Origin of the sequence: Streptomyces sp. NRRL B-1347 (assembly GCF_000720325.1) — a bacterium.
In the GTDB taxonomy this organism is placed as follows: Bacteria; Actinomycetota; Actinomycetes; order Streptomycetales; family Streptomycetaceae; genus Streptomyces.
This window is the reverse complement of sequence record NZ_JOJM01000013.1, coordinates 115753-140711: the sequence shown is the minus strand read 5'-3', so window position 1 is coordinate 140711 and position 24959 is coordinate 115753. Positions and strand designations below refer to the sequence as shown.

The following is a 24959-nucleotide window of genomic DNA, read 5'->3' as shown; positions in this document are numbered from 1 at the left end:
CACATGTTGAAATGGTCTCAGATGGTAGGACGAGGATGGCGGAACCTGAGCTTCCTGTGCTTCTCTGAGCCCGAGCCGAGCGAGACCCCAGGGCACCACGGACGACCCCCGTGAGCGCTTCCGTTTTCTTTTCCTTTTCTTGCGGGGAGGGTTCGTGATTGCTGTGCACACGCATGGGCGGCGGCGCTTACGTGTCACGCGCTCCGCCCGCACCGCCTGTGCGCAGTACCGGCGACCCGCGGGGAAGCGGGATGAACAGCGGCGGGACGAGCGGCTGTTACGCGTGGCCTTCATCATCTCCAGCAGCGGGGACTGGATATTCCGCTTCGCCTTGTGATGGCGGCGGCCTTTCTGCTGGGCTGCGTACGGCCGTTCTCGTTCCCCGCGTTCCAGGGGTTCATCACCGAGCGGGTCGCGAAGGAGCGGCGGGCCGCGATGAACGCCTGGGTCCAGGGCGCGGACGGCACGCTCGGCATGCTCGGCCCGGTCGCCGGGGTCGCGGTCGTCACGCTCCTCGGGCCCAGGCCCGACTCCGTCGCCGCGCTGCGCATGGTCGTGCGGGAGCGCGCCCTGCTGTGGGCCACGGTCCTGCTGACCCTGGCCAACTTCACCTTCCCCGCGGCGGCGGCCAACCTCGTCTACATCGTGGCCGGGCCCGACGGGGACGTCCCGGCCTCGCTCGCGGTGGTGGCGGCGGCACAGGGGCTCGGGGCCGCGCTCGGCGCCGCCGCCGCACCCCTGCTGCTGCGCCGGTTCTCGGCGGGCGCGCTCATGGGCGCGGCCATGGCCGTGAAGGCCCTCGCCCTGACGCTGCCCGCGTTCCAGCCCGGCATCGGCGCGCTCATCGTCTGCTGGTTCGTCGTCGGCACGACGACCTCCACGTTCATCGTGCCCTGGCGCACCTATCGGCAGGGCGCGGTCGATCCGGAATTCCTCGGCAGGGTGGTGGGGCTGCAGCGGGCCATTCCCTTCGCGGCCATACCGGTCAGCTCGCTGCTCGGCGGCTGGCTGGTCGTCGAGTTCGGGGTCGCGGCGTTGTTCACGACCATCGCGGTCATTCAGGTTTTCGTCTGGCTCGGTACTCATTTCTCGCCATTGGGGAGATCCGGGTCTTCACGTGTGGAAGCGGCCGGAGCGCCGGTAATTCCTGCGTCGCAACCGAGTCGAACCGGCGGGAATTAAGCCGACTTTGATCAATTCGGAGCGACGGCTGATATCGCGCTGATAACATCCGCAATTCACTACGTCATTCCTGGCCATGGAAAGGTGTGGGGTGTATGCCATTGTTCTACGAGGGCAACGGGACGGTGTCGGCACAACGGGAGCACTTCGCGGAGTCGGGCTATCTGGTCCTGCCCGCCCTGCTGCCCGCGGCGCTGCGGGACCGGCTCGTGCCGGAAGTGGACCGCTGGGTGGACGACGGGCTGCGGTCCCGCTCGATCGCCGCCTGCCTCGATCCGGGCCCCGACGACGATCCGCCGCCCGTCATGGAGCTGGAGCTGCCCGCCCACGGCGAACTCATCACCCACGAGCCGCTGCTGCGGGTCATAGCCGACCTCATGGGCGCGCCGTTCGTCTTCCACCATCTGCACAGTGACCGGCACAACCCCGGCGCGCCCGGCAAGCCGTGGCACCACGACCACGAACCCAACGACGCGGGCGACCCCGACCTGGCGATGGTGCACGCGCTGCACTACCTCGGCGGCCTCGACGGCACGGTCGGCAACCTCACCCTGGTGCCCGGCTCCCACCAGCGGCCCTGGACCAAGTCGGCGCTCGCCCACCTCGGCACCACCGAACTCCCGGGCGAGGTCGTCATCGACGCGCTGCCGCCCGGCTCGACCGTGGTCATCAACTCCGCGCTGCTGCACGCCCGCAGACCCGCGCCGAACCCGCCCGGCAGCCTGCCCCGCTACTTCGTCGACGCGTCGTACTGCCAGACCGGGGCGCGCTGGCGGCCCGTGAAGCCCTACTGGCGGCACATGCTCAGCACGGCCCGCGCCCTCGAACTCGACGGCGGGCGCTGGCCGGAGCTCTTCGCGGAGCGGCACTTCACCGAGTACGCCAGGCAGGCGTGAGAAAGGACGGCACGGATGCAGATCATCGGCCCCACCACCTTCGACGAGGTGCGCGCCCTCTTCCACCGGGACCATCCCGTCAGCCGCGCCCACGAGGTCAACACCAACGAGGACGCGGACAGCGCGCTGCGCCTGGCCGACGCGACCTTCGGCACCTGGTCCACGATCCGGCTCTCCCGGGCCGACGTCCGCTCGGTGCTGCTGCCCTGGCACCTCGGCTGCGGCGGCGGCCGCGAACTCGTCCCGCGCACCGGCCTCACCGTCGGCCAGGCGGCGGACCTGCTGCGCGCCCACGAGGCGGAGTTCACGGCGGCCAACCCCGTCTGCACCGGCAAGATCACCCGGTTCCGCACCGAAGCGTTCTCCTCCATCTACCTCACCACGCGGCCGATCCCGCACGACCACTACGCGGACCTCCCCACCGACGACGGCCTGGTCCACCTCGACGGCCTGCACCGCCTGCTCGCCTGGGAGCTGGCGGAACGCCTGTCACCGCGCGCGGAGCTGACCGCCCACATCGCCGGTGACCTCACCCCGCTCGCCCCGACCGCCGCGAGCGACAGCGCACCGAACGCCACCACCGGAGGTCTGCGCCCATGACGCGAGCGATGCGTTCCCCCGCCTCGCTGCCCGACGCCACGCTGCCCGGCCTGCTCGTCCACCACGCCCTGACCCACCCGGACCGGCCCGCCCTCAGCGACGGGACCCGCACCCTCGACCACCGGCAGCTCGACACCGCGGCCGGGCACATCGCGGCCCGCATCGCCGGGCTCGGCACCGAACGCGGCGACCGCGTCGCGCTGTTCGGCCCCCGCGACGCCCGCATGCTGGTGCTGCTGCACGGCGTCCTGCGCGCGGGCGCCGCCGCCGTCCTGGTCGACCCGGGGTGGAGCCCGCGCGACGTGCACCGACGGCTCGACGCGGTCAAGGTGCGCCACGCCCTGACCACCACCGGGGACCTGCGCGCGCCCGAGCCGTACCGCACCGAGGTCATCGACGTGGACGACCTCGCCGCGAGCGCGCCCGCGCCCGCCGCCGCGCCCGCCTGCGCGCCGGACGACCTCGCGTACCTGTCCTTCACCTCCGGATCCAGCGGGGAGCCGAAGGCCGTCGCGGTCACCCACGCCAACGCCGCGCACTACGCGCTCGCCCTGCGCGACCGGCTCGGCCTGACCGACGCCGACGCGCCCCGCGTCGCCCACGTCACCACCCTGGCCGCCGACCTCGGGCACACCTCCTGGCTGCTCGCCCTCGCGACCGCGGGTTCGGTGCACGTCGTGCCGGACACGACCGCGCGGGACCCGGAGGCGTTCTGGGCAGCGGTGCGCGAGGCCGGGGTCTCGGTGCTCAAGACGACGCCGTCGCACCTCACGGCACTCCTCGCCGGGCGGCCGTCCGACGCGCCCGCCCTGGACACCGTCCTGCTCGGCGGCGAGGCCCTGCCCCGGTCGCTGGCCGCGCGCCTGCTCGACGACGCGACAGCCGCGCGCGTCGCCAACCACTACGGTCCGACCGAGACCACCGTCGGCGCCACCTGCTTCCTCGCCACCACCACGGCCGACCTGCCGGAGGACGAGCCCACCGTCCCCATCGGCACCGCCATCGGCGAGGTCGAACTGCGGCTCGTGCCCGACACCCGCGCGCCCGGGACGGCAGACCCCGACGCCACCGAGGGCGAACTCCACATCGGGGGGCGCGGCGTGAGCGCCGGATACTTCGGCCGCCCCTACGAGACGGCACGCCGCTTCATCGCGCACGCCGGGCGGCGCATGTACCGCACGGGCGACGTGTGCCGCCGCAGGCCGGACGGCAACCTCGTCTTCGTCGGCCGCTCCGACCGCCAGGTCAAGGTCCGGGGCTTCCGCGTCGACCCCGCCGAGATCGAGCGGGCCATGGAGGAGTTCCCGGGCGTCGGCCAGGGCGCGGTCATCGTCCGCGAGACCCCGGCGGGCAGCCAGCTCCTCGCCGCCGTACGCCTGACCGGCGGGCGCGACGAGGACGGGACGCTCGCCGCGCTCCGCGCGCACCTGCACGACCGGCTGCCCGGTTACTCCGTGCCGCAGCCCGTCCTCGCGCTGCCGGAGTTCCCCTTCGGCGCCAACGGCAAGCTCGACCGTGCCCGGCTGAGCGGCATCGTCTCCGGCCTCATCGAGTCCAGGGCCCGCACCGCGCGACCCGAGCCCGCCGCCGGGCGGCCCGCCGACCGCTCCGCCGCCTCGCTCGCGCACGCCCTGTGCGAGCTGTGGGCGGACGCCCTCGGCCTGCCCGTCGTGGACCCGCACGCGGACGTGCTGAGCCTGGGCGGGGACTCGATCCTCGCGATGCGCACCATCGCGTTCCTGCGCCGCCGCGGCCACCGCGTCGCGTTCGAGGACTTCTACGGCCACCCGACGCCCACCCGGCTCGCGGCGGTCGCCGCCTCCTCCCGGCGGCGGCCGCAGCCGCGCACCGAGACCCTGGCCGCCGAGCCGCGCCACCTGGCGCCCGCCCAGCGGTGGCTGTTCCGCCAGCCCGTCGACGAACCGCGGCACTGGAACCAGTCCGTGCTGCTGCGCTGCCGCGAGCGTGTGGACGCCGGAGCCCTGGCGCGGGCCGTGGAGGCCGTGCTGCACCGGCACACGGCGCTGCGCAGACCGCTCGGCCCCGGCGGCCCCGGCCCGCTGCGGCCCGCGGGCGACCTGGACGCGGTGAGCCACTCGCGGCTGCGGCCCGGGGACCCGCTGCCCGAGACGGTCGGGGCGCTCTGTACCGAGCTGCACCGCAGCCTCGACCCGGAAGCCGGGCGCCTGCTGCGGGTGCACCTGTTCGCCGGCGGCCCCGGCACCGACGACCGGCTCGCGCTGATCGCCCACCACCTCGTCGTCGACGGCCTCTCCTGGCGCATCCTGCTCGACGACCTCGCCGTCGCCTACCGGGCGGCGCGCTCGGGGCAGCGGGCCGACCTGTCGCCGACGGCCGACTTCTACGCCTGGGCCGCCACCACGCCCGCGACGGCCGCGGCGCACCCGGCGGTCGCGCCCCGGCTCCCGGTGGACGACGCCACGTCGAGCACCGAACCGGCGACCCTCGTGTGGAGCCTCGACGAGCAGGCGACCGGCCGGCTCCTGGAGCGCCACGGCGGCGCCCAGCGCCTGGAGGCGGTGCTGCTCGCGGCGTTCACCGACGCCACCCTGGCCTGGAGCGGGCAGCGGAGCCTCGGCGTGGAGGTGGAGACCCACGGCCGCGGCACCGCGGGCGACGACGGCCAGTACCTGGACACGGTGGGCTGGTTCACCGCCGTCAAGTGGCTGGCCGTCGACGCGGGCGGGGCGGCCGACGGGCCCGCGCGCACCGCACGGGTCGAGGACCTCGTCCGCCGCGCGCCCCAGCTGCCCATGGACGTCGAAGGGGCCCGCCCCGAGGCGGCGTTCAACTTCCTGGGCACCTTCCGGCTGCCCGACGAGCCGTCCCTCGACTGGTCGGTGGCGGACGAGCAGGCGGGGGCGGCCCGCTGCGCCACCGGGGACTCGCTCTACCGCCTTCGCCTCACCGCCCGGATCGTCGAAGGCCGCCTGGTGACCGACCTGGTCTACGCCTGGCCGCGCCTGTCGCACGAGAGCGCGGAGCGGATCGTCGACTCGTTCGCCCGCACGGTGGCCGCCGCCGCGGACACCGCCCCGCCCGCGTACGCGAAGGCGGCGGTGTCCACGTCCGGCCAGCTGGTGCACACCGGCATCGCGCCCGCACGCGGGCACTGGACGGTCGTGCGCGAGCCGGTGTCCGTCCTGCTGACCGGGGCGACCGGCTATCTGGGCGGGCACGTGCTCGCCGAACTGGCCGCCCGGGGCGCGCGCGTGACCTGCTTGGTACGCGGCGACAACGATGCCGAGGCGGCCCGGCGGCTGGGCGGCGCCGAGGCGATCGCCGGTGACATCACCGCGGACGGCCTCGGTCTGACCCCGGCCGGGCTCGCCCGCGCCCGCACGGCCCAGGTGGTCGTGCACGCGGCGGCCGACGTCCGCCTGGTGGCCTCGCCCGCGGACCTGGAGCGGACCAACCACACCGCCGTGCGGCGGCTGCTCCACTGGATCGACGCCCACACCCCCGGGGCCCGCTTCCACCACGTCTCCACGCTGGCGGTGTCGGGCGAGGTGGAGGGGCCCGCGCGCCGCTTCAGCGAGGCCGACCTGCGCATCGGGCAGAGCTTCCGCACCCCGTACGAGAAGGTGAAGTTCCACGCCGAGGAGACCGTACGGGCCTGGGCCGCCTCCGGCCGTCAGGCCTACGTCCACCGCAGCGGCCACATCGCGGCGCACAGCAGGACCGGGGCGTTCCAGCGCAACGTCGCGGACAACCGGATCTACCAGACCGTGCGCGGCTACGTGCTGGCCGGGGCGGCGCCGCGCAGGCCGGCGACGACGTTCGAGTTCTCCCACGTGGACACGGTGGCGGCGGGGATCGCGGCGCTCGCGACCCAGGCGCACGCGGCGCCGGGCGTCTACCACGAGGAGTCGCCGCACACCGTCGCCCACGACGACCTCGTGGCGTGGATGGTCCGGCACGGCTATCCGATCCGGCTCACGGACGACGCCACGTTCGCCGCGGCGCTCGCCCGCGCGGAGCAGCACCATCCGACCATGGCCCGGCTCGCCTCCACCTGGTCCCAGCTCGGCGACCGCAACGTCGTCGTCGACAGCGCCTGGACCCAGTCCGTGCTCGACCGGCTCGGGGTGCGGTTCGCCGAGCCGACCGCGGAGTGGTGGTCGGCCGCGCTGACCTGGGCCGCCGACGCCGGGTTCCTGCCGCACCGGTCCCCGGTCCCGGCCGACCCGGCCCGCTGAACCACCCCGCACCACGGCCCCACCCGGGCCGAACCCTCACTGGCCCCGCCCCCCGGCGGGCCACCGAACGCTAGGAAGTGACGCGATGCCCCAGCTCTCCCCGGTGCTCCAGCAGGCCACGCCCGTGGTCGCCACCCGCGGCGAGGGGATGTACCTGTACGACGCCGACGACCGCCGCTACCTGGACTTCACCGCGGGCGTCGGCGTGACCAACACCGGCCACTGCCACCCCCGGGTGGTCGAGGCCGTGCGCCGGCAGGCGGGACAGCTCATCCACGGCCAGTACACGACCGTCATGCACGACCAGTTGCTCACGCTGACCGAGCGCCTGGGCGAGGTCCTGCCCGCGGGCCTCGACGCGCTGTTCTACCTCAACTCCGGCAGCGAGGCCGTGGAGGCCGCCCTGCGGCTCGCCCGGCACGCCACCGGGCGGCAGAACGTGATCGTGCTCGACGGGTCCTTCCACGGGCGCACCATGGGCGCGGCGGCGATGAGCACCGCGGGCACCCGCTTCCGCGCCGGGAGCGGCCCGCTGATGCCCGGCGTGGCGGTGGCGCCGTTCCCGCACGCCTTCGCGCTCGGCCTGAGCGAGGAGGCGGCCGTCGAGCACGCGCTGCACGGCCTCGACCACGTCCTCGCCACCGTGAGCGCGCCCGAGGAGACCGCGGCGATCTTCGTCGAACCCGTCCTCGGCGAGGGCGGTTACGTGCCCGCGCCGCCCGGCTTCCTCGCCGGGCTCAGGGAGCGCGCGGACCGGCACGGGATCCTGCTGGTCCTCGACGAGATCCAGACCGGCTTCGGCCGCACCGGGCGGTTCTGGGCCCACCAGCACTCCGCCGACGTCGTCCCGGACGTGCTCATCACCGCCAAGGGCCTGGCCAGCGGCTTCCCGCTGTCGGCGATCGCCGCGTCCGTCGAGCTGATGGGCCGGGCCCGGCCGGGCTCGCAGGGCGGGACCTACGGCGGCAACGCCGTGGCCTGCGCCGCGGCCCTCGCCACCCTCGACGTCATCCGCGACGAGGGCCTGGTGACCAACGCCGCCGCGCAGGGCCGCCGCCTCGCGGACGGGCTGCGCAAGACCGCCGCCGACGTCGCGGCCATCGTCGACGTGCGCGGCACCGGCCTGATGCTGGCCAGCGAGTTCCGCGGCCCCGACGGCGCGCCCGACGCGGCGCTCGCCCGCGCCGTGCAGCAGGCCGCCGCCGAGCGGGGCCTGCTGTTGCTGACCTGCGGGGTGCACGGCAACGTCGTACGGATGATCCCGGCGCTCGTCGTCACCGCCGAGCAGGTCGACGAGGCGCTGACGCTGTGGTCCGCCGCCGTCGCCGCGGCCGTCCGGTGACGGCTCCGCACCGCGCAAGCCCCTGCCCGTACGCCCTTCGAGAGGACTGAGGACGCCATGACCGGAACCACCATCGACGACATCGGCTGGACCAGCGACTACCTGGAGTCCGCACGCGACGTGTGGTCGCTGTCGGTCTCCGACGACGACCGGCGGCTGCTGTGGCCCGACTCCCTCACCGGGCGCTGGGGCGCGGGCGAGGAGACGTACACCCACGTGCGCTCGTTCATCGCCAACAGCCTGGACGCCGTGGGCTTCGTGAACGTGCGCAACGTCATCTCGCCGGACGCGTCCGACGACGACCTCATCACCGGTCTGTCCCGCGTACTCGACGAGATCGGCGGGGCCATCCCGCAGAACGCGCAGGGCGACCTGTGGACCGTCCTGCGCGACCGCGACGGCGACGGCGCCACCGAGCTCGGCTTCCACTGCGACACCTGCGACCTGCTCGTCCTGCTCTGTCTCCAGCCCGCGGCGGACGGCGGCGGCACCACCAAGCTGGCCAGCGCCCGGCATGTGTACGACATCATCGAGCGCGAACGCCCCGACGTGCTCGCCTTGTTGCAGCAGGAGTGGCGGTTCGACCGCAGCGGCCGCGCGGGCCAGCAGATCGTCGTCACCCCGATCCTGTTCACCCAGGACGACGGGACGATCGGCTGCTACTACCAGACCCGCACGGTACGGGCGTCCGCGGAGCTCGACGCCCGGCGCCTGGAGGCCCTCGACTACCTGGACGAGGTGCTGTACCGCCCGGAGATCGCCTTCGGCCTCCAGCTCGGCGCGGGCGACCTGCTGATGATCCGCAACAGCCGGGTGCTGCACGGCCGTTCCCCGTACGTGGACGCCCCGGGCCCGCAGGCCCGCCGGATCCTGCGCGCTTGGATGAACGAGCGATGAGCGGACACGGCAGGATCGGTGTCGTCACCGGCGGCGGCAGCGGCCTCGGCCGCGCCGCCGCGCTCGCCCTGCTCGACCAGGGCTGGTCGCTGGCGCTCGCCGGGCGGCGCAAGGAGACCCTTGAGGAGACCGCGGCCCTGTCGGGCGCGGGAGCGGACCGGGTGCTCGCGGTGCCCGCCGACATCAGCGACCCGGAGCAGGTCACGGCGCTGTTCCGCACGGTCGTCGACCACTTCGGCCGCCTGGACCTGCTGTTCAACAACGCGGGCGCGGTGGTGCCCCGCAAGCCGGTCGGGGAAGTGGCCGTCGACGACTGGAACCAGATCATGGCCACCACGGTCACCGGCACGTTCCTCTGCTCCCAGGAGGCGTTCCGCGTGATGCGCGACCAGTCGCCGCAGGGCGGCCGCATCATCAACAACGGCGCGCCGTCCGCCTACGCGCCGCGCCCCCACGCCATCGCCTACACCACGGCCAAGCACGCCGTGCTCGGCATCACCCGTGGCCTGTCCCTGGACGGCCGCCCCTACCGCATCGCCTGCGGGCAGATCGACGTGGGCAACGTGACGCCGGTGGACGGAAGTCCGCAGCCGCCCTCCATGCAGGGCGACGGCACGATGGCCGTCGAGGCGACCATTCCGGTGGAGCGCTTCACCGAGGCGCTCGTGCTGATGGCGTCGATGCCCCTCGACACCAACGTGCAGTCCCTGACGGTGCTGCCCACGACGATGCCCTACATCGGCAGGGGGTGACGCGGTGCTGGTCAGTGCCCGCTCCTTCGACGAGTACCGGGCGATGTTCGCGCTCACCGACGACGACCTCGGCCTGCGCGTCCTGGACTGCCCCGGCGGCGCCGCGAGCTTCGTGGCCGAGGCCGGGGCGCGGGGCACCGACGCGGTCGCCGTCGACCCGCAGTACGGCGAGGGCCGGGACCTCCTCGGCACGCTCGCGCTGCGCGAGATCGAGCACAAGCACGCGGACGTGGCCGACAACGCGGAGCGGTTCGTGTGGGACTGGTTCGGCGGCCCCGAGCGCTACACCCGGCTGCGGGCCGCATCGGCACGCGCCTTCGCCGCCGACCTGGCGGCCCGCCCCGACCGCTACGTGGCGGGCTCCCTTCCGCACCTGCCCTTCGAGGACCGCTCCTTCGACCTCGTGCTCAGCTCGCACCTGCTGTTCTCCTACGGGGCGCAGCTGAGCGAGGAGTTCCATCTGAGCGCGCTGATCGACCTTGCGCGGGTGGCGCGCCGCGAAGTGCGGCTGTTCCCGGTGGTCCTGCACACCAGCGACCGCCGGTACGCGGCCCTGGACCGGCTGCGCGCCGAACTCGCCGCCCTGGGCGTGCCGTCCCGGCTCGACCGGGTCGACTACGCGTTCCAGCCGGGCGGCGACGAGGCGCTCGTCCTCGACGTCAGGGCCCGCGGCCCGCTGCCCACCGCGAGGCCCGGCTCCGGAGCCCACTACCCGGTGCGCTGGCGGCACTTGGGGGTGCCGTCCGCCTAGGGCCCGTGCAGTGACGTCGAAGGGGCCGGTGGCGAGGTGCCGCCACCGGCCCGATCAAGGGGAAGGAACCACTAGGGATCGTGCGCGCACACCCTCGCGGGGAGGGGGTGCTCAGTCGATGCGGACCGGGTTCTTCGCGCCGGGCCCGAAGCCGCACATCGACGGTGCCATCACGTGCTGCGCGCTGCTCCAGCCCGCGCACTGGTAGCCGGAGTGGCCGTACCAGTCGTGGCCGAACTCGTGCGCGGCCAGCAGCGTCTGGTCCCGGACGCCGCCCATGAAGAGCGCGATGCGCTGTCCGCGCCCCCAGTTGCAGCCGACGATCCTGCCGCCTCCGCCGCAGTCGGTGATGTAGCTGTTGCGGCACTCCACCGGGGTGTCGCGGTTGGTGGTCTCGTCCAGGTTCGCCCAGGCGGCGGCGCCCTGCCTGATGGTCGCGGCGTACTGCTGACAGGAGGCCGTGAGGCGGTAGCTGCGGTCGGAGGGGACCGGCCAGCCGCCCGGGGGAGGCTGGAAGGACCCCGGGCCCGCCGCCGCGAGCGCCGTCAGCTCGTCGGCCGTGATGCCGTGGCCCTGCGCCGCTCCGTCCGTCGCCGCGGCGGGCCGCCCTTGGGGGGAGGGCGCGGCCTGGGCCCCGGAGCCGAGAAGCCCGATGGCCACCGTCACCACGACCGCGACGACGGATCTCAGGAGCAGGTTCCTGCGCATGGTTCTCCTCCTGCTGTGGGGGGCGTGCGTTGTGGGGGGAGGCGTTCTGTGCGTGTGAGGGTCTCTCTGCCCGGGGCCGGTCTTCGGGTGGGGGGTGGCACGTGGTGCGGGTGTGTGGGGGGTGGCACGTTGCGGGTGCGTGGGGGCGTCGACGAAGGCTCGCCGACCGCCGCTCCACTTGGTCTGGGCCAACGACGTTGTGCAGTCCCAGAGTTCGTGGAAGTACAGGTGAGAACAATCCGGGTAACGATAGGTAGGGGTACGCAGAAATCCGAGCCCGCCGCGTGGTCCAGACCTCTTGACCCGATTGGTACATGCCAATAGCCTCCGAGCGAACCGGTGCGGTGCCGCGGCCGACCGGCTCGTGAGCGACGGGCGGCAGTGTCCGGACGCGCCGTCCGAACCACCCATCCGGAACCGACACTCGAGGGAGTCCCCTTGAGATCCCCCACACGCAGACGCTTTCCACGACGGGTCACGACGGCGCTCGTCAGCCTGGTCGTCCCGCTCGCCGCCCTGGCCGCCCCCGCGCGGGCGGCCGACGCCCCCGCGGCCACCGGGAGCGAAGGGCGCGCGCCCGCCTTCGTCCAGGCCGCGCCCTACCTCTACCTGGGCTGGGGCAACCCGCCCAGCGCCACCGACGTGATGCGGGCCACCGGCGTCAAGTGGTACACGATGGCCTTCATCCTCGCCCGCAACGGCTGCAACCCCGCCTGGGACAGCCAGCGCCCCCTCACCGGCGGCGTGGACGAGACCACCATCAAGTCGATCCGCGCGGCCGGCGGGGACATCGTGCCCTCCATCGGCGGCTGGAGCGGCAACAAGCTCGGCCCCAACTGCGCCACCCCGCAGGCCCTGGCGGGCGCGTACCAGAAGGTCATCGACGCCTACCGGCTCAAGGCGGTCGACGTCGACATCGAGAACACCGACGAATTCGAGAGCCCGGCCGTCCAGGACCGGATCCTCGGCGCCCTGAAGATCGTCAAGCAGAACAACCCGGGGCTGCGCACGATCCTCACCTTCCCGACGCTCAACACCGGGCCCAACTCCTGGGGCAACCGCCTCATCGAGCGGTCCAAGGCCCTCCAGGCGGACATCGACAACTTCACGATCATGCCGTTCAACTTCGGCGGCCACGCCGACATGTACGGCAACACCGTCAAGGCCACCGAGGGCCTCAAGACCAAGCTCAAGTCCGTGTACGGATGGTCCGACGCGGAGGCCTACGCCCACATCGGCATCTCGGGCATGAACGGCAACAGCGACGTGGGCGAGGTCACCACGCCCCAGATCTGGACCCAGATCCGCGACTGGTCCAACGCCCACCACATCGGCCGGCTTTCCTTCTGGGCGGTCAACCGCGACCGTCCTTCCTGGCAGTTCACCTCCATCACCGCGGGCTTCACCGGCTGACCGCAGACCCGGCCCGCCCGCAAGGGGTGGCGGCTCTCCCGGACCGGTCCGGGAGAGCCGCCACCCCTGTCAGGGCGCGCTCGCGCGCCCTTGCCCGTGGACCTCGGCCCGTGAGCCGACGCGGAGTTTGCGCAGCACCTTGGCGACGTGCTGCTCGACGGTGCGCGGCGAGAGGAACAGCACGTCGGCGATCTCCCGGTTGGTGTGCCCGAGCCCGACGAGCCGGGCGACCTCGCGCTCCCGGGGCGAGAGCTGGTCGCCGTAGCCGCGGCGCCCGCGCCGGGACGGCAGCGGGACGTTGTGGCCGCGCAGCACCCGGCGGCAGCGGGCCGCGTCGCGGGTGGCGCCGAGGTCGGTGAACCGCTCGGCCATCGCGGCCAGTTGGTCCGCCGCGCCCCGGTCGCCCGCGGTGAGACGGCAGCGCGCGGCCGCCTCGCCCGCGCGCGTGGCCGCATAGGGCAGCGGCAGGACGGCGTACGCGGTACGGGCCGTGTCGAAGGCCGCGGCGGCCTCCTCGCGGTGCCCGCGGCCGACGGCCAGGATGCCGTGACAGGCCACGAGCGCGGCGGCGGCCAGGGGCGCGTCCCGGCCCGCGATGCCCTCGGCCAGCTCGGCGGTGACGCGCTCCGCGTCCGGCAGGCGGCCGCCGCGCACCAGGGTGGTCACCGCCATCGGCACCAGGTCGCCCGCCCAGGACCAGATGCCCTTGCGGCGGATCCTGGCGATGCCGCGCTCGGCCTCGATCCGGGCCTCGGCGGCGTCGCCGCGGGCCTGCAGCAGCCGGGCCAGCGCGCCCGAAGCCGTGGCGAGGACCGGCGCCGGGGCGTTGTGCGGGGCGGTGAGCCCCGCGGCCCCCAGCTCCGCGGCGGCCTCGTCCCATTCGCCGCGAGCGGAGGCGAGGAGCCCGAGGACGAGGTGGGCGTCGGCCGCGATGCCCGAGACGCCCGGCATCACGTCCAGGACGTGCCGGGCCCGTTCGGCGAGCCCCTGCCAGCGGCCCTCGTACCAGTCGAGGCGCAGCGCGGTGCCCTCCACGATGCCCGACAAGAACGCGGCACCGCACTCGGCCGCCAGGCGCCGCCCCAGTCTGCGGAAGCGATGGGCCGCGCGGAAGTGGCCGAGACAGGTCGCGGCGTCCGCGAAGTTGCCGCAGGCGCGGGCCACTTGGCGGCGGTCGCCACCGGGACCCGCGGCGTCGATGAGGCGCTCCGCCTGCTCCCAGACCGCCGGGTCGCCCGCGTACATGGCGAGCGCCAGGTGGTTGGCCCGCACGGCGGTGCACACCGAAGGGCCCGGCTCGCGGGCCGCCAGCTGCTCGGCCTGCTCGATCCAGCGCTCGTAGACGCGGTACGGGTGGTCGCCCCAGGCCGGCATCGCCAGGGCGGCCATGCCGCGGGCCGCGAGGGCGGGGCGGCGGCGCAGCTCCCTGATCGCCCACTCGGTGTTGATCCGGCCCTCCTCGTGCCGCCCGGCCTGGTTGTAGAGCAGCAGGCCCAGATGGAGCCGGATCTCGCCGCGCAGGCCCTCGGGCAGGTGCTGGTCGCGCACGATGCGGCACAGCAGCGCCGTCGCCCTGCGGTGGGTGAGCCCGACCACCGCGTCCCGGCTGAGGTCGACGGCGATGCGGCCGCACGCCATCCGGCCCAGGCGGCCGTCGGAGAGCAGCTCCTCCAGGAGCTCCACGGCCAGGGCCAGGTCGCCCGTCTCGCGCGCCGATGCCGCCGCCGCCTCGCCGTACCGCTGCCAGCGCGCGAGCTCACCGGCCCGGCGGGCGTGGTAGGCGAGCTGGACCAGGGGCTGCGGGTCGAGGGCCGCCAGGGCGCCCATCGCCTGCCGGTGCAGGCGGTGCCGGTCGGGCCCCGGCAGGCTCGCGTAGACGGCCTGCTGGGCGAGGGCGTGCCGGAGCGCGTACTGGTCGTCGCCCCACTCGTGCAGCACACCGGCGAGCAGCGCCTCCCGTACGCCCGCCGAGTCCGCGGCCGCGGCGGGCCGTCCTGCCGTGCCGCGCAGGACGTTGGCGATCAGCGCCTCGCCCGCGGGGACGCGCAGCACGCAGGCGGCGTGCACGGCGGCGGTGGCCCCGGGGGAGAGGACGCTCATCCGGTCGGCGATGGCCTCCTGGAGCGGTGTGGGCACCGTCATCCCGTCCAGCGCCTCACGGTCCGCGCGCGGCGCGCGGCGTACGTTCTCCGGCAGCGCGCGCACGACCTCCTCCACCACGAACGGGATGCCCGCGGTCCGCCGGTGCAGCTCGGCGGCCAGGGCCGCGGAGGCCTCGGGCGTTCCGGTGAGCGCGGCGCACATGGCGCGCACGGCGTGCACGTCCAGGGGGCGGAGCGGGATCACCACCGCGGTGGTGCCCGGCGGATGGTGGTACGCCCGCCCCAACGGAAGGCGGGCGCCCGGCAGTTCCTCGCGGCGGTAGCTGAGGACGACGGCGAGGGCTTCCGGCGGGTCGTCCACCAGGAACCGCAGCAGGTCGCGGGTGCCGTCGTCGGCCCAGTGCAGGTCCTCCACGACGAGCACGGCCGGGCCGAGGGCGTCGAGCAGCGCCCGCACGGCGTGGAACAGCCGGTGCCGCCGGGCCCGCGGCTCGCCCAGCGGCTCGGGGGCGGGCGGCAACCGCCCGGCGAGCTCCGGCAGATACGGGCGCAGCACGCCGCAGACCGGGCTGAGCGCGGCGGGAAGCCCGTCCGGCAGGCGGCGCAGCAGGTCGAAGACCGGCCCGTAGGGGAAGGGCTCGCGCAGCGGGCGGCAGCTGCCCACCAGGACGCGGCGACCGCGCCCGCCGCGGCGCCGCAGGACCTCGCGGATCAGCCGGGTCTTGCCGATCCCGGCCTCCCCCTCGACCAGGGCCACCGACGGCGGGCGCGCCACCGCGTCCGCGAGAGCGCGCAACTCCGCCGTCCTGCCGACCAGAACGGGCGCTTCCGGGGTGCGCGGGAGGGAGGCGGTCATGGGGTGGCTCCGGCCTGTGGGGGACCGTGGCGCACACGAGGGCGGGCGCGACACCACGGCGACAGCGTGAAGCTATGCCGCCGGGCGTGCGCCTAGCAAGACCGTGCTCGCCTCCGCGCGACCCCTGGGGCGCCCGCGGGCCGCTGGGGCGAAACGACGGCGTCAGCCGAGCCTCTCGCCGTACACGTGGCTGACCGGCATCGTCATGAGGACCCTGCGGTCGGCGACCATCACCGCCCGGTACTCGTCCCAGTCCGGGTGCTCGCCAGCCGCCTCGCGGTAATAGCGGACCAAGGCCTCGACCTCGGGCCCGTGGGGGTCGGTGCCCGGGCCCGTGAGGGTCCCGGTGCCCTCGGCGGTGGCCCAGGACCGACCGTCGGCGCTGGTGACCTCCAGGGCGGCGCGCGGGTCCCGGCGCAGGTTCGCCGTCTTGGCCCGCCCCTCGGTCATCGAGACGTACAGGACGTCGGCGTCGCGGTCGTAGTAGGGCATGACGGGGGAGAGCTGGGGGCGGCCGTCCGCCTTGATCGTGGCGAGGACGCCGAGCCGGCTCTCCGCGAGCAGCGCACGGGGGGTGAAGGGCGTGTCAGTCATGTCTGAAGCCAAGGCGCGGGAGGGGGTGCTCTATTCCGGCCCGCCGGGAGCGGTCCGTGACCCGCGCGGCGCGGCATCACGGACCGTCCGGGACCCGGCGCGCGCGAGCGGCCCCGCGCGCGTGGCGCCGTGTGCTTCCGTGCGCTCCCCGGCCGGTCTTGATCGCCCCGGTGCGACGGGATGGAGTGTCAGCGCAGCCGCCGCACCGAGAGGAACAGGTCGCGCCATGGTCGAGAGCAAGCGCAGTCTGCCGTCGGACGCCCCCCGGGGCCGGGCCGTGGTCGTCGGCGGCGGGTACGCCGGTCTGGTCACCGCGCGGGTCCTGGCCGACCACTTCGAGGAGGTGCTCGTCCTGGAGCGCGACGCGGTGGGGCCGGACAGCGGCGTGCACCCGAGCGTCCCGCAGGGCTACCACGCGCACGCGCTCCTGGCCAAGGGCGGCGACGTCCTGGAGGAGCTGTTCCCGGGCCTGCGCGCGGAGCTGGCCGAACTGGGCGCGCCCGTCTTCGACTACGGCGAGCGGATCAGCTTCCTGCTGCCCACCGGCTACGCGCCGCCCGACCCGGTCGGCGTGTCCATCCAGACCTTCACCCGCGACGAGCTGGAGCGGCGCCTGCGGCAGCGCGTGGCGCGACTCCCCGCCGTACGGCTGCTCGCCGCGACGGCCTGCGAGACGGTCACGGGCAGCGCTCCGGGCCGTCTCGACCGGGTCCTCCACCGGCCCCGCGGCGCCGCAGGGCCCACCGAGGCGGTCGACGCCGACCTGGTCGTCGACGCCTCCGGCCGCTCCACGTCCGTCGACCGCTGGCTCACCGACGCACGCCTCCCGGCCTCCGGCACGACCGTCGTCAAGGCGAAGATCACCTACACCTCCGCGTGCTACGCCCGCCCGCCCGAGGACCGGCAGGACTTCGACGTCGCCTACCAGATGACCTTCGCGCCGGGCGTGCCGCGCGGCGGAGTGGTCCTCGCCGTGGAGCACCACCGCTGGATGTGCTCGCTGTTCGGCGCCGAGGGGCACGTGCCGCCCACCGACGACGAGGGCTACCTCGACTTCGCCCGCTCCCTGGGCAATCCGCGCCTCGCCGAGCAGATCAAGTGCGGCACCAGGGAGGGCGAGATCCACCGCTACACCAACCCCGGCAACGAGTGGCGCCTGCACCACAAGAACCCCCGCTGGCCCGAGCGGTTCATCGCCGTCGGGGACGCGGTCTGCGTGTTCAACCCGGTGTACGGGCAGGGCCTCACGGTCGCCGCGCTCGAAGCGGAGCTGCTCGGCCGCCTGCTGCGGCAGCGTCGGGCGAAGGGGGCGGGGCTCGACGGCCTCAGCCGCACCTACCAGCGCGCCGCGGCCCGGCTCATCCAGGTCCCGTGGACCATGGCCAGCAGCTCGGACCTGATGTGGGCCCCCGACAGGCAGCCGCTGTCCGCGCGCTTCGCCCACTGGTACAACCAGCAGGTCTTCGCGCTCGCCGTCCACGACCCGGGCGTGTGGGCCCGGTTCGTCCGCGTCCTGAACATGACGGCACCGCCGTCCCTGCTGTTCCGCCCGGCCGTCCTGGCCAAGGTGGTGCGCCGGGCACTCGCCCGCCGCAGGGGCGCGGGAGGGGCGGGCTAGCTCTCCGCCCCGGGTGTCTCGGGGCGTGCCTCGCTCTCCCCGGCGGCCTCCGCCGGGGCCCGAGCGGGCGCGGCGGCCCGCGTGTTGACGTAGGCGGTCAACTGTCGCACCTGCCGTTCCAGGTTCTTGATGCGGTCCACGATGTCCTCGGGGAGATTCGGCATCAGTCGGCCTCCGTACCGGTCGCGCCGAGCGGGCTTTCCAGGAAGAGCTCCGCGGTCTCGGCTCGGCCCCGCTCGGGCGCGGTGACCTTGACGCCGATGACGCGGTAGGTCGCGTCGAGGCCCTCGCCGAACCACACGTCGCGGATCCGCAGCCGCACGGTCGTGCCGAGCAGCGAGGGCGTGGTGTCCGCGTCGAGGCGGACCCGGACGGCCGGGATCACCACCGGGCCGCCGAGCGCGGCGAGATCGGCGCGCGCGAGGGCGTTCAGGGCCGCCTTGTCGGTGACGTTGCTGTGGTCGGACGTGGTGTCGACGCGGGGGAACCCGGCGTCGATGAGGCCCTGGGCCACGTGCTCGTCCGACAGGACGGGCCGTGGCGCGCCCTCGGGGGTGCCGCCGCGCGCGCGTGCGGTCGTACCGCCGCGGGTGGCGTCCCGGGGGAAGGAGTACGTGAGGATGTCGCCGGGCAGATCGAGGACCGTCGTGCCCTCGCCGACGCTGATGCGCGGGGAGCCGAGGACCAGGCGCCGGGCCCGCCGCCCGGTCGCCGGATCGCGGTGGACGCTCACCAGGTACTCGAACCCGGGCTCCATGGCGGCGAGTTGGGAGATCGCGTCGTCCACCGGGGTCTCGTCGCCGTCCTGGTACGCCACCGTGCGCCGGGTGCCGGGCGGGGCGGGCGCGTAGCCCACGCCGATGTCGCCGCCGGGCGCCGCCTGGATGTGCTCCCACAGCCGGCGCACGATCGTGAGGTCGTCGGTGTCGGTGAAGGCCAGGTTCTGCCGGATGCGGCGGCGGGCCGCGTACGAGTCGAAGGTGGCGGCCTGCAGTGCCACGCCGACCTGGCCCTGCTCGTCCATGGCCGGGGTGAGCGTCCAGACGACGCCGCCCCAGCAGATCTGGTCGCCGCGTTCGACGTAGACGGCGGTGCGGCCCTCCACGACCTGCTGGATCCGGCGCGCCATCCGGCGGTTGGGCACCGGCAGGGTGGCGCTCAGGGAGCCCGGCTTGCCGATGTAGTCGTCGAACTCCAGGCCCTGCAGCGGCAGGACGTCGATGGGCGTGTCGGTGCGCAGGTCCGCGAAGAACGCGAGGTAGGGGCTGTCCACGGCGGTCACGCCACCGGGTCGACGCGGATGAAGCGGCTGTCGAAGTACGCCTTGGTGCTGCCCGTGCGGTGCGCGGCGGTCGCCGTGTACTCGACGCCCGGCGTGAGGCGGCCGAGCGCGAAGTTGGTGTACACGGAGGCGGAGCCCGCGCCGGTGTAGACGGCGGCCCGGTCGTCGGATGCCGTGCTGAGGTCGGCGCCGCCCGCTTTCGGCCGGACGTTCACCGAGATGTACGCGCCGCCGCCGTTGTCGCTCCCCGCGCGGGCCCCGACCGCGATGTGCACCCACGTCGACGACGGGGCGACGAAGGTGGCGACGAGGGGCGTGGTGGCGGCCAGGGCCTCGGCGTACGTCTGCGACGTGGTGTTCCCGGGCGTCGAGTTGCGCGTGAGCATGGCGTCGGGGATGTACTTCTGCCACTGGCCGCCGTCCCAGCGCTCCAGGCGGCCGCCCGCGTCCCGGTACTGGCCGACGTACGTGCCCTGCGCGCCGAAGCCGCCCCCGGCGGGCAGGATGCCGCCGAGCGCGGCGGCGTAGCGGCGCCGGTCGGCGACCGCGGTGGACCAGGTGATGCCCCGCGCCGCCGACGCGCCCGCCGGTACCGACACCTCGTACAGGAGCTCGGCGCTCCTGGGCAGCGCGGGCGGCACCGGGGCGCCCGCCGGGGTGCCCTGGACGATCTCCAGGACCACCTCGTAGCGGCCCGACGCGTCGTAGTCGGCGTCGTACACGCGCACCACGAGCGCGTCGACGCGCGGCAGCGTGGCGTGGCCGTCGGCGAAGGTGAGCAGCGTGTCGGCGTCCACGGTGACCGGGTAGCCGCCCTGGGCGGCGGCGGAGGTGCCGGGCACCCACAGGCGCCCGGGGGACAGGCGGGCCTGCATGCTGGTGGCCGCCGAGCCGGACAGCTGGAGCCCGCCGAAGGCGCAGCCGCCGCGCGCGGTCAGCGGCCCGGACGAGGCCATGCCGAGGCTCGCGGCGAGCCGCGTGTCCTCCCGGGTCTGCCCGGTGGGCAGATGCCATGCGGAACGTATCGTCATCGAGCACTCCAAGGTTGCCGGACGGGGGGTCGTGCGCGGTGCCGCGCCCTGGCGGCGGGCGCGCCGCTCGGCCTCACCACTCGGCCGAGCGCCAGGCGACGGTCGCCGACGCCAGGTCCGCGTCACCGGACTCGGCCCGGAAGGACAGCCGGGTCGCGCCGGGGGCGAGGGTGAACAGCTCCTCGGGGACGCTGCCCACGGTCGCGGTGTGGCGGCGGGACGCGGTCCCGTTGAAGAGGACCGTCCCGTCGGCCGTGTCGATCTCCAGGACGTCGCCCTGGGACAGGGTGAGCCCGTACTCCAGCCAGGTGCCGTCGCTGTGGTTGGCGAGGCGCGGGACGGCGCACGGACCGGTGACGGCGATCAGCGGATGGGCGGGGGCGCTGCCCGTGTTCTCCACCGTGACCTCGCCGACGGCGCCCGGGGTGCCCCAGTTCAGGGGCCAGGTCAGCGGCCACGTCAGACCCGGCTCGCGGCGCGGCAGGCCGACCGCGGCGCGGCGCGCCACGCTCGCGTAGCGCCGCGGGTCCATGGCCTTCCACTGGAGCGTCGCCTTGGCGAGGCGGCTGGTGAGGAACTGCCGGTCCGTGGGCACCACGCGCTGCACGACGCGCGCCCTGACGGCCAGCGTCTCGCCGTGGATCCGCACCGCGAGCCACTCCTCCTCGTCGCGCACGGCGGTGGCGGAGCGCAGCGCCCGCAGCGCGGCGAGGGCCGCTTCGGGGCCGCCGTCCGGGTCGGGCGCCAGCCACACCTGCGCGGTCACCGTGCGCGGCTGCGCCCACTGCGTGCCCGGCCAACCGCCGTGCGCGGCCGGGCGGTTGGCGTCGGACGACTCCAGGCCCGGCAGCTCCTCCCAGCCCGTGAGCCCCTCGGCGGCGATCCAGAAGACGGTGCCGGGGCCGAGCAGGAGCCGCGCCCACTGCACCTGCCCGTCCGTGGTGATCAGCGCCCCGGGGTCGCCGCCGGCCGCGCCCGTGCCGCCGGTCGCGCCACGGCCGTACGCCGTTCCCGCACTCATCCGCTCACCCCGTCCCCTGTCATCCCCGCCACCTCCACGACGCCTGCCACTCCTGTCATCCCCTGGCCTTCATCAGGAACATCAGCTCCTCGGCGGTCTGCCGGGCGCTGCCGCCGCGGGCCTCGTAGTAGTTCTCGATGACCACCGGGCCGCCGGTGCCGCGCGACCCGGGGCCGGGCGCTCCCGGTGGCCCCGCGCCCGGCCGCATGCGCCGGGCGAGCAGCGCGTCCAGCCTGCTGAGCGGCAGCACGGCCTCGGCCTGCCCCGCCTCGCCGAGCACGGCGAGGGTGCCGCCCGCGCGCGGCAGCACGATGCCGCCCCGCGCGAGCGCGGGGATCGTCGGCAGATTGACGCCGAAGGTCCTGCCGCCGACGCCCGGCACCCAGCCGGGGATGGACACCTTCACCCGGTTCAGCGCCCGGATCGCGTTGTTGACCAGGCCGATCACCGCGTTGATGGGCCCCTTCACGGCCCCGAGCACACTGGTGAAGACGCCCCTGGTGAACCCGGCGAGGCCGTTCCACGCCCGGTGCAGGCCGTCGCGCACCGCGCGGAACGCGGCCGGGACGCGCTCCCGGAGGAAGTCGAGGGCGGGTCTGATCACCGCGAGGACCGCGCGGATCACGGTCGTGATGATGGTCTTGTAGATGGTGAAGTACGTCTTCACGACGGTCCAGATCACCCTCAGGACCACCTGGAAGGCGACCTTGATGGCGTTCCACGTCGTCTGCACGACCTGCCGGGCCACACGCATGGTCGTGCCGATCGCCTGGCCGATGATCCGAAACGCCGTCCGCACGATCCGCTGCACGGTCTTGGACTGCATCGCCATGTCGATGAGCTTGGTGATCAGCGGCAGCAGCAGCGCCATGATGGCCCCGAAGACGTTCGCCTTCATGGCCGTGTTCAGCCCGCGCTGCGCGCCGGTGACGCCTTGGAGGCCGGTCTTCATCCGTCCCATCAGACCGCCGCCGCGCGTGGCCGACCTGCCCGCGCCGTCCATGGCCCGGTCGGCCTGGCGCGCGCTGCGGGCGGCGGCGTCGGCCTGCGTCTTGACGCCGCGGAACGACTGGGCCGTGCGGTCGAGCCCGCCCTTGATCCTGCCGACGGCCCGGTCCGCCTGCTGGACGGCCGCCCGCAGCCTGCCGACCCCGGACTCGGCCTGCCCCACACCGGTCCGCAGACCGCGGAAGCCGGAGGCGGAGCGGTTGAGTGCTTGGACGAGGGACATGGGTCTCTGCCTCCAGAGGGGACGTCGGGCGCGTCAGCCGAGGGTCCGGACGAGACTGTCGATGCGCGCCTCCAGCCGGTTGATCTGGGCGGCCGCCTCGGTGAAGCTCCCGGTGTTGGCCAGGGTGGCCCGTTGGGACGGCGGGGTGCCGGTCGCGGCCCGCTGCCTCAGGGCGTCCAGGCGGCGGAGCGCCTCCCTGGCGTCGCGGCGCGCCGCGTGGGCGGCGTCGAAGGCGCGGCCGACGGCCTTGCGGGTGTCCGTGAGGGACGCCTTGAGGTCCTCGGGCCGCAGCCCCGCGGCGCGGTCCCGCTGCTCCTGCAGGGTCTTCCGCAGGTGATCGAGGAGGTTGAAGTCGAAGCTGGCCAGCTTGACGCTGCCGGTCACGGCCGCGAACTCCTTCTTCATCGCGGTGACTTCGGTGACCGAGGCGACCGCGTCGACCTTCGCAAGGCCGCGCTCCAGCTTCCAGACGAACGACTGGTGTTCCTTCTCCAGCTTGTTCAGGCGGTCGTCGACGCTCGGCATGGGGTTCTCCGTGGCTCGGTCGGTGGGCGGTCAGCCGAAGAAGCGGGCCAGCTCGGCGGGCCCGGGGGCGTCGGCCGCGGACGTCCCGTCGGGCCCGTCGGGCCCGTCCCCGTCCCCGTCCGCGCCCGGGCGCGGCACCGGCTGCGGCGGCTCCGGCGGGGCCTCGTCCTCGTCCCGGTTGACGGACGCGAACATCCAGTTGGCGACGGCCAGATGGTCGACCACGGCGGCGAGCAGGTGGTCGGTCAGCGACCACCGGGCCGCCTCGCCCTCGTGCGCCAGGCGGAACGCGCTGTCCTGCGGCAGGTGCCGTACCAGCACCGCGAGCCGCCGCGACGACAGCTCGCCGCGGTACCAGCCGAGCAGGTCCACGCCGTAGTGGCGCAGCAGGTCCGCCTCGAGGGCCTCGGCGTGCTCGTCCACGAGCGCGCCGAGGCTCAGCCTTCCCCCACGCTCAGACCGGTCTCCTCCCCGTACGCGTTGAGGACGGCGGCCACGTCCTGCACGCTCAGGTCGTGTTCGCCGAGCCGCTTGTACTGCTCGTCGCCGAGCAGCAGCGCGAGCAGGCCGTCCAGGTCGTCGTCGGCCAGGGACGCGAGGGCCTGGGCGGCGCGGCGCGGGATCTCCGTGGGCAGCGAGAACGTCTCGCCGTCCACCTCGAACTCCCACTTCAGGCCCAGTGATTCGAGGCGCTGGGCGCGGGCGGCGTTGACGTTGAAGGCGGACATACGGCTCCTCGGTCTGCGATGGCGGTGGCGGGCGGGCCGCCGCGGCTACTTCGCGAAGGCGGGGTCGTTCATGATCCAGGTGGCGAGGGCGGCGGTGTTGTCGACCGCGAGGGCCGTGAAGGTGATGCCGAGCTTGACCGAAGCGGTGCGGGTGAGCTGGAGCTCCTCGGTCTCGGTGACCTGGCCGCGGGCGATGGTGAAGCGGTACTTGATGACGTTGCCGTCGGAGAATTCCACGCCGAGCATCCGCTCGTCCTGCTTGGGCTCGGCGGCCACCTTGTACGTGTAGAGCTTGGAGCCCTCGGCGGTCTCGGTGACGCCGTCGCCGCCGAAGAAGAACGGCAGGGTGTCCTCGTTGAGCTGGAGCAGCGCGAACTTCACGGTGAGGTCGCGGTCGGAGTACACGAAGCGGGCCGGGCTGACCGACTGCCAGGTGTCCACCGGGTCGATCTTGTCCTTCTTGTTGAAGCGGATGCCGTCGGTGGTGGTGTAGCCCAGGTCCCGCCAGCCGGCCGCCCAGGTGGCGGTCACGTCGGCGGGGATCGCGGTGCCGAGCGGGGCGGTGAGGATGCGTCCCGTACCGGCGACACGGATCTCGTTCGGGTTCATTCCGGGCATGCTGACTCCTTCGGGCGGGTGCGCGGGAACGTCAGGCCGGGCGGATCGAGAGCCGGGTGGTGGACAGATAGCGGCTGGCGGCCTGCCGGTTGTAGTCGGGCAGCCAGCGCGGCCCGTCCGCCTCGACGGCGTCGGTGACGTAGGCGCTGCCGTACGTGGTGCCGCGCACGGTGAGCAGCGCCGTACGGGTCGCGGTGGCCACCGCGTGGGCCGTGGGCTTGTCGGGGCCGTAGACCTCCAGGTCGATCAGGGGCTGGTCGAGGTGCTGGTCGTCGACCCAGGCGCCGCCCGCGCGGGAGACGAGGACGGCCTTCTGGGTGCCGTCGAAGCCCGGGGGAGTGCGGTTGTCGACGATGACTCCGGTCAGTTCGGGGCGGCTCTTGAGGTGGTCGACGACAAGGCGTTCGACGTCCGGGAACACGATGGGCGGATCACTCACGCGCACACTCCTTGCGTGGTCCGGGACGGTCATTGTGGCCGGGGAGCGAAGTGGGTGCAATGTGTCGGCAGGGAGGGATTGGTGACTGTGTATCGGAATGTGATGCTCCGTCAACTGGCGTGTTATCAGAGGGTGTTCGCCCCGCATGGTGTC

At 74.2% G+C, this 24959-nt stretch carries 22 protein-coding genes and 1 pseudogene; 10 read left to right on the top strand and 13 right to left on the bottom strand.

The genetic code is table 11. From position 1 onward, the window contains the following. The first annotated feature begins 336 nt into the window (after positions 1-336). From IG74_RS0114530 to IG74_RS0114495, 8 genes are all read left to right on the top strand, one after another. Positions 337-1182, top strand: a complete 846-nt coding sequence (locus IG74_RS0114530) for a hypothetical protein (RefSeq protein WP_158857621.1) — start codon at positions 337-339, stop codon at positions 1180-1182. A 95-nt stretch (positions 1183-1277) separates the two neighbouring features. Continuing rightward, a complete protein-coding gene (locus tag IG74_RS0114525) occupies positions 1278-2078 on the top strand; it encodes a phytanoyl-CoA dioxygenase family protein (RefSeq protein ID WP_051854893.1) in 801 nt (266 codons plus the stop codon). Positions 2079-2093: 15 nt separating this feature from the next. Then, a complete protein-coding gene (locus tag IG74_RS0114520) occupies positions 2094-2678 on the top strand; it encodes a DUF6309 family protein (RefSeq protein ID WP_030675628.1) in 585 nt (194 codons plus the stop codon). Then, positions 2675-6898, top strand: a complete 4224-nt coding sequence (locus tag IG74_RS0114515) for a non-ribosomal peptide synthetase (protein WP_030675626.1) — start codon at positions 2675-2677, stop codon at positions 6896-6898. The genes IG74_RS0114520 and IG74_RS0114515 overlap by 4 nt, the downstream gene beginning before the upstream one ends. An 85-nt stretch (positions 6899-6983) precedes the next feature. Beyond that, entirely contained in the window at positions 6984-8240 is a 1257-nt protein-coding gene (locus IG74_RS0114510) for an aspartate aminotransferase family protein (RefSeq protein ID WP_030675623.1), read from the top strand. Positions 8241-8297: 57 nt separating this feature from the next. Next, positions 8298-9137, top strand: a complete 840-nt coding sequence (locus IG74_RS0114505) for a TauD/TfdA family dioxygenase (protein ID WP_030675619.1) — start codon at positions 8298-8300, stop codon at positions 9135-9137. After that, positions 9134-9889 (top strand): SDR family oxidoreductase, encoded by a 756-nt coding sequence (locus IG74_RS0114500; protein WP_030675615.1) that lies wholly within the window; start codon positions 9134-9136, stop codon positions 9887-9889. The genes IG74_RS0114505 and IG74_RS0114500 overlap by 4 nt, the downstream gene beginning before the upstream one ends. A 4-nt stretch (positions 9890-9893) precedes the next feature. Next, entirely contained in the window at positions 9894-10640 is a 747-nt protein-coding gene (locus tag IG74_RS0114495; protein ID WP_030675612.1) for a methyltransferase domain-containing protein, read from the top strand. A gap of 111 nt (positions 10641-10751) precedes the next feature. On the opposite strand, the gene IG74_RS0114490 is transcribed toward IG74_RS0114495, so the two are convergent. Further along, positions 10752-11348, bottom strand: a complete 597-nt coding sequence (locus tag IG74_RS0114490) for a hypothetical protein (protein ID WP_030675610.1) — start codon at positions 11346-11348, stop codon at positions 10752-10754. A 477-nt stretch (positions 11349-11825) separates the two neighbouring features. Between IG74_RS0114490 and IG74_RS0114485 the strand changes: the two are divergent. Further along, positions 11826-12761 (top strand): annotated as a pseudogene (locus IG74_RS0114485) (chitinase); the annotation flags it as partial. A gap of 69 nt (positions 12762-12830) precedes the next feature. Here IG74_RS0114485 and IG74_RS0114480 read toward each other — a convergent pair. Together IG74_RS0114480 and IG74_RS0114475 are read right to left on the bottom strand one after the other, a co-directional pair. After that, the gene (locus tag IG74_RS0114480) at positions 12831-15719 is read right to left on the bottom strand and encodes an ATP-binding protein (RefSeq protein ID WP_030675605.1); all 2889 of its coding nucleotides are present in this window, start codon (positions 15717-15719) and stop codon (positions 12831-12833) included. A 162-nt stretch (positions 15720-15881) separates the two neighbouring features. Continuing rightward, the gene (locus IG74_RS0114475) at positions 15882-16313 is read right to left on the bottom strand and encodes a PPOX class F420-dependent oxidoreductase (RefSeq protein WP_030675603.1); all 432 of its coding nucleotides are present in this window, start codon (positions 16311-16313) and stop codon (positions 15882-15884) included. Positions 16314-16539: 226 nt separating this feature from the next. Between IG74_RS0114475 and IG74_RS0114470 the strand changes: the two genes are divergently transcribed. Further along, complete coding sequence (locus tag IG74_RS0114470) at positions 16540-17931, top strand: NAD(P)/FAD-dependent oxidoreductase (RefSeq protein WP_051854892.1); 1392 nt, start codon at positions 16540-16542, stop codon at positions 17929-17931. Here the strand turns inward: IG74_RS0114470 and IG74_RS52075 are convergent. From IG74_RS52075 to IG74_RS0114420, 10 genes are all read right to left on the bottom strand, one after another. After that, entirely contained in the window at positions 17928-18095 is a 168-nt protein-coding gene (locus tag IG74_RS52075) for a hypothetical protein (protein ID WP_158857619.1), read from the bottom strand. The two genes, IG74_RS0114470 and IG74_RS52075, sit on opposite strands and share 4 nt — an antisense overlap. Continuing rightward, the gene (locus IG74_RS0114460; protein WP_037825391.1) at positions 18095-19204 is read right to left on the bottom strand and encodes a hypothetical protein; all 1110 of its coding nucleotides are present in this window, start codon (positions 19202-19204) and stop codon (positions 18095-18097) included. Before IG74_RS0114460 ends, IG74_RS52075 begins: the two co-directional genes overlap by 1 nt. A gap of 5 nt (positions 19205-19209) precedes the next feature. Continuing rightward, a complete protein-coding gene (locus IG74_RS0114455; protein ID WP_030675596.1) occupies positions 19210-20244 on the bottom strand; it encodes a hypothetical protein in 1035 nt (344 codons plus the stop codon). 73 nt (positions 20245-20317) lie between these two features. Next, positions 20318-21265, bottom strand: coding sequence for a phage distal tail protein (locus IG74_RS0114450; protein ID WP_030675592.1), 948 nt, complete (start codon positions 21263-21265; stop codon positions 20318-20320). Positions 21266-21320: 55 nt separating this feature from the next. After that, positions 21321-22496, bottom strand: a complete 1176-nt coding sequence (locus IG74_RS0114445) for a hypothetical protein (protein WP_030675588.1) — start codon at positions 22494-22496, stop codon at positions 21321-21323. Between the two features lie 33 nt (positions 22497-22529). Next, positions 22530-23021, bottom strand: a complete 492-nt coding sequence (locus tag IG74_RS0114440) for a hypothetical protein (RefSeq protein WP_030675586.1) — start codon at positions 23019-23021, stop codon at positions 22530-22532. Between the two features lie 30 nt (positions 23022-23051). Then, a complete protein-coding gene (locus IG74_RS0114435) occupies positions 23052-23393 on the bottom strand; it encodes a hypothetical protein (protein WP_037825390.1) in 342 nt (113 codons plus the stop codon). 65 nt (positions 23394-23458) lie between these two features. Then, on the bottom strand, positions 23459-23749 hold the full coding sequence (locus IG74_RS0114430) for a hypothetical protein (RefSeq protein WP_030675580.1): 291 nt from the start codon (positions 23747-23749) through the stop codon (positions 23459-23461). A gap of 45 nt (positions 23750-23794) precedes the next feature. Beyond that, positions 23795-24367, bottom strand: a complete 573-nt coding sequence (locus IG74_RS0114425; RefSeq protein ID WP_030675576.1) for a hypothetical protein — start codon at positions 24365-24367, stop codon at positions 23795-23797. Positions 24368-24398: 31 nt separating this feature from the next. Then, positions 24399-24806, bottom strand: a complete 408-nt coding sequence (locus IG74_RS0114420) for a hypothetical protein (RefSeq protein WP_030675572.1) — start codon at positions 24804-24806, stop codon at positions 24399-24401. Positions 24807-24959 lie beyond the last annotated feature (153 nt).

Coding starts and splice junctions, on each gene's coding strand:
- IG74_RS0114445 (WP_030675588.1), bottom strand. CDS start 22,496: ATGTCCCTCGTCCAAGCACTCAACCGCTCCGCCTCCGGCTTCCGCGGT.
- IG74_RS0114480 (WP_030675605.1), bottom strand. CDS start 15,719: ATGACCGCCTCCCTCCCGCGCACCCCGGAAGCGCCCGTTCTGGTCGGC.
- IG74_RS0114470 (WP_051854892.1), top strand. CDS start 16,540: ATGGTCGAGAGCAAGCGCAGTCTGCCGTCGGACGCCCCCCGGGGCCGG.
- IG74_RS0114430 (WP_030675580.1), bottom strand. CDS start 23,749: ATGTCCGCCTTCAACGTCAACGCCGCCCGCGCCCAGCGCCTCGAATCA.
- IG74_RS0114505 (WP_030675619.1), top strand. CDS start 8,298: ATGACCGGAACCACCATCGACGACATCGGCTGGACCAGCGACTACCTG.
- IG74_RS0114425 (WP_030675576.1), bottom strand. CDS start 24,367: ATGCCCGGAATGAACCCGAACGAGATCCGTGTCGCCGGTACGGGACGC.
- IG74_RS0114515 (WP_030675626.1), top strand. CDS start 2,675: ATGACGCGAGCGATGCGTTCCCCCGCCTCGCTGCCCGACGCCACGCTG.
- IG74_RS0114525 (WP_051854893.1), top strand. CDS start 1,278: ATGCCATTGTTCTACGAGGGCAACGGGACGGTGTCGGCACAACGGGAG.
- IG74_RS0114500 (WP_030675615.1), top strand. CDS start 9,134: ATGAGCGGACACGGCAGGATCGGTGTCGTCACCGGCGGCGGCAGCGGC.
- IG74_RS0114440 (WP_030675586.1), bottom strand. CDS start 23,021: ATGCCGAGCGTCGACGACCGCCTGAACAAGCTGGAGAAGGAACACCAG.
- IG74_RS0114475 (WP_030675603.1), bottom strand. CDS start 16,313: ATGACTGACACGCCCTTCACCCCCCGTGCGCTGCTCGCGGAGAGCCGG.
- IG74_RS0114530 (WP_158857621.1), top strand. CDS start 337: ATGGCGGCGGCCTTTCTGCTGGGCTGCGTACGGCCGTTCTCGTTCCCC.
- IG74_RS0114490 (WP_030675610.1), bottom strand. CDS start 11,348: ATGCGCAGGAACCTGCTCCTGAGATCCGTCGTCGCGGTCGTGGTGACG.
- IG74_RS52075 (WP_158857619.1), bottom strand. CDS start 18,095: ATGCCGAATCTCCCCGAGGACATCGTGGACCGCATCAAGAACCTGGAA.
- IG74_RS0114455 (WP_030675596.1), bottom strand. CDS start 20,244: ATGACGATACGTTCCGCATGGCATCTGCCCACCGGGCAGACCCGGGAG.
- IG74_RS0114510 (WP_030675623.1), top strand. CDS start 6,984: ATGCCCCAGCTCTCCCCGGTGCTCCAGCAGGCCACGCCCGTGGTCGCC.
- IG74_RS0114450 (WP_030675592.1), bottom strand. CDS start 21,265: ATGAGTGCGGGAACGGCGTACGGCCGTGGCGCGACCGGCGGCACGGGC.
- IG74_RS0114520 (WP_030675628.1), top strand. CDS start 2,094: ATGCAGATCATCGGCCCCACCACCTTCGACGAGGTGCGCGCCCTCTTC.